This is a genomic window from Vibrio sp. TRT 2004, assembly GCF_050113735.1.
In the GTDB taxonomy this organism is placed as follows: Bacteria; Pseudomonadota; Gammaproteobacteria; order Enterobacterales; family Vibrionaceae; genus Vibrio.
In genome coordinates this window covers 1-1,968 of record NZ_JBNJOH010000105.1, presented here as the reverse complement: position 1 = coordinate 1,968, position 1,968 = coordinate 1, and the positions used below count along the sequence as shown (strand labels likewise).

Below are 1,968 nucleotides of genomic sequence, written 5' to 3'. Positions count from 1 at the left end.
TTACGCTAGCAATTCTTTTGCTGTGTTTACTACGTTTTCAGTAGTGAAACCAAACATCTTGAACAGTTGGTCAGCTGGCGCTGATTCACCAAATGTTGTCATGCCGATGATCTTGCCACCGAAACCAACATACTTGTACCAGAAGTCCGCAATACCCGCTTCGATAGCGATACGTGCTGTGACGTCTGATGGCAGTACTGCTTCGCGGTATGCTGCATCTTGCTTGTCGAAAGCATCGGTTGATGGCATAGAAACAACGCGAACTTTCTTACCTTCTGCTGTTAGCTGTGCTGCTGCTTCTACCGCTAGCTCTACTTCAGAACCTGTTGCGATAAGGATAAGCTCAGGTTTGCCAGCGCAGTCTTTCAGGATGTAAGCACCTTTAGCGATGTTGGCGAGTTGTTCAGCGTCACGCTCTTGCTGTGCAAGGTTTTGACGAGAGAAGATAAGAGATGTAGGGCCATCTTTACGCTCGATTGCCAGTTTCCAAGCAACGGCTGACTCAACTTGGTCACATGGACGCCATGTGCTCATGTTTGGCGTTAGACGTAGAGAAGCCATTTGCTCAACCGGTTGGTGAGTTGGACCATCTTCGCCTAGACCGATAGAGTCGTGCGTGTAAACTTGGATGTTCTGAACTTTCATCAGAGCAGCCATACGCATTGCGTTACGCGCGTATTCCATGAACATTAGGAATGTTGCACCGTATGGTACGAAACCACCGTGTAGCGCAATACCGTTCATGATCGCCGTCATACCGAATTCACGCACACCGTAGTGAATGTAGTTACCAGAGGCATCATCAGCAGATACAGACTTAGAACCCGACCACATCGTTAGGTTAGAAGGTGCTAGGTCAGCAGAGCCGCCTAGGAATTCTGGTAGCATGGCACCGAATGCTTCTAGCGCATTTTGTGACGCTTTACGTGAAGCGATGTTGGCTGGGTTAGCTTGTAGATCAGCGATGATCGCGTTGGCTTTCTCTTCCCACTCTGCTGGCAGTTCACCGTTTACGCGGCGTTTGAATTCTGCTGCAAGTTCTGGATATGCTGCTTCATAAGCTGCAAATTTCTCGTTCCACGCTGCTTCCTTAGCTGCGCCTGCTTCTTTCGCATCCCATTGCGCGTAGACATCTTGCGGAATTTCAAAAGGACCGTGCTCCCAACCAAGTTCTTTACGTGTCGCTGCGATTTCTTCAGCGCCTAGTGGTGCACCGTGACAGTCGTGTGAACCAGACTTGTTAGGTGAACCAAAACCGATGATAGTTTTAGTACAGATTAGCGTAGGGCGAGGGTCAGCTTTTGCTGCAATGATGGCCGCATTGATCGCTTCAGGATCGTGACCGTCAACTGCTGGGATTACATGCCAGCCGTACGCTTCAAAACGCTTAGGAGTATCGTCAGAGAACCAACCTTCAACATGACCATCGATAGAGATACCATTGTCATCCCAGAAAGCGATAAGTTTGCCAAGACCTAGCGTGCCCGCAAGAGAACATGCTTCGTGTGAGATACCTTCCATCAGACAGCCATCACCCATGAATGCATAAGTGAAGTGGTCAACGATGTCGTGGCCTTGTTTGTTGAATTGTGCAGCAAGCGTTTTCTCAGCCAGCGCCATACCAACCGCGTTTGTGATACCTTGACCTAGAGGACCCGTTGTTGTTTCGATACCAGGCGCATAACCGTACTCTGGGTGACCTGGAGTCTTAGAATGCAGCTGACGGAAGTTCTTCAGATCGTCGATAGACAGCTCGTAACCAGCAAGGTGTAGCAGCGAGTAAATCAGCATAGAGCCGTGGCCGTTAGAAAGTACAAAACGGTCGCGATCTGCCCATTCTGGGTTAGCTGGGTTGTGATTTAGATGTGAACGCCAAAGAACTTCAGCGATATCAGCCATACCCATAGGTGCGCCTGGGTGACCAGAGTTAGCTTGTTGTACACCATCCATGCTTAGAGCGCGGATTGC

At 49.4% G+C, this 1,968-nt stretch carries 1 protein-coding gene; it reads right to left on the bottom strand.

Annotated elements, in window-relative coordinates:
* Window positions 1-1,968: transketolase (gene tkt / locus ACQEXR_RS20010; protein ID WP_427021019.1), on the bottom strand; the 1,968-nt coding region annotated here is incomplete at its 5' end.